Origin of the sequence: uncultured Muriicola sp., assembly GCF_947258935.1 — a bacterium.
GTDB lineage: Bacteria > Bacteroidota > Bacteroidia > Flavobacteriales > Flavobacteriaceae > Muriicola.
Window position 1 is genome coordinate 853 of record NZ_CAMYKH010000150.1, and the last position, 1649, is coordinate 2501.

Below are 1649 nucleotides of genomic sequence, written 5' to 3' on the forward strand. Positions count from 1 at the left end.
GTTTTTCCTACCAGCCCACCCAAGATGCAATACATCCGCATATTTTAAATCTTCTTGATACCCCAAAGGCATTTTCAATAAATCTGCAGCTTCTTGTGAGGAAATCGAATGATAATTACACGGTGTTTCAATTAGTTCACCCAGTTTTTCTCCTGCTGCTGATTCTGATATAAATATTACATCCAGCCCATCCTCAGGACTAAAACCGAATCGGGAGAGGTAACTCATCGTGGCTGTAAATTCTTGATAAACATCAGCTGCCCATTCACCAATGTTCTCTTCATTTTCTGTCACCGGAGTCATGCGTGTTAAGGCTAAGTCTCCGTTGCTTGTTACGACTTGGCGTAAGCCACCCCCTTTATGAAGACCTATAAAAACCTTCCACTTAGTTTTTTTCTGGCCTTTTGGAGCTAGTTTTTCCGATAATTTTTGAACCATATCGGCAGATTCAATTGGCAAAAGGCAGAATCCTGCAATAGGTGCCAAAGATTTACGCGTGGCTGCAATAATTTTGTTAAAAATCTCAGTTGCCGGAATAGCCGCAAAGATAAATAAACCACCAGACTTTTTATCTTTTTTACCTTTTTGTTTTTCCTTTAAAGGCAAAGCTGCGCGTATAGGGTAATTCTGAAATGCCACAATCAGCTTACGCTTAATGACATTTTGCTTGTCCATTACACTGACTTTTGGAATACGTTCCTTACGATAATGCTGTTCAACCATATCGTTAAGGACAAGTACAGGCTTACCGCCACAGTCCTTTGAAAGAATATGCGCTACATTATCAATAAAATTTTCTGCTGACCACGGAACAGTATCAACTAAACGAACACCTTTTGCACCCGTACTATATATATAGAGTGCCTCATCGGACACTAATAAAACTGTTCTAGATGGTGCCAAAAACGAAAGTGACATTGCAGATAAAAACCTGTGAGATAGTAATGACGTGATGTCCGTCTTAGCCGATAGCTTCCATCATGTTACCGAGGTTCATATAAATCGGACCAAGTGAGCCGGCAGCAATCCAGACAATAACAAGAGCAAGTATAACAGTTAATGCCGGTTGAATCATTTCAATTAACGCATCTATAGCTTCATCCACATCTTTTGTATAAAAATCGCATACTTGATTTAAAACTGGTGTCAAATTACCCGATTCTTCTCCTATTTTAACCATTCTTACGACCATATTAGGAAATTCACCAGATGCTCTAAAAGCATCTGAAAGCGGGCTACCTGATTTGACATAGTATTCTACGCCTTCCATTGCTTCAAGAAGAGCAAGATTCGATACAGTTTTTCTGGCAGCCTTAAGACCGTTAACTACATCAATACCACTTGCAAATAAAGCGCCGAAAGTTTGCGCATAACGAGCAATTGATATTTTTCGAATCAACGTGCCTGCAATCGGAACTCTTAGATACAACACATCCATTTGAAAGGCTATATCATCTGAAAGCCTGCGCATCATGAATAAGCTAAATAAAAGAAGCAGAGGAATTACAATTACAATAATTGCACCATATATAGGTAACCCTAAAATATAGAATTGAGGTTCTACAAAAAAATTGGAAGTATTAATCAAAGCAATTGAGTACCAAGGCAACTCAATACTAAGGTATTTTAAAAACCCTACAATCTGTGGA

Annotated in this window: 2 protein-coding genes; both read right to left on the bottom strand. The window is 38.6% G+C overall.

The genetic code is table 11. From position 1 onward, the window contains the following. Positions 1 to 903 (bottom strand): hypothetical protein (locus tag Q0X72_RS13815; RefSeq protein ID WP_297766608.1); only part of this gene is annotated, 903 nt, incomplete at its 3' end. A gap of 58 nt (positions 904 to 961) precedes the next feature. Continuing rightward, positions 962 to 1649 (bottom strand): type II secretion system F family protein (locus tag Q0X72_RS13820; RefSeq protein WP_297766610.1); only part of this gene is annotated, 688 nt, incomplete at its 5' end.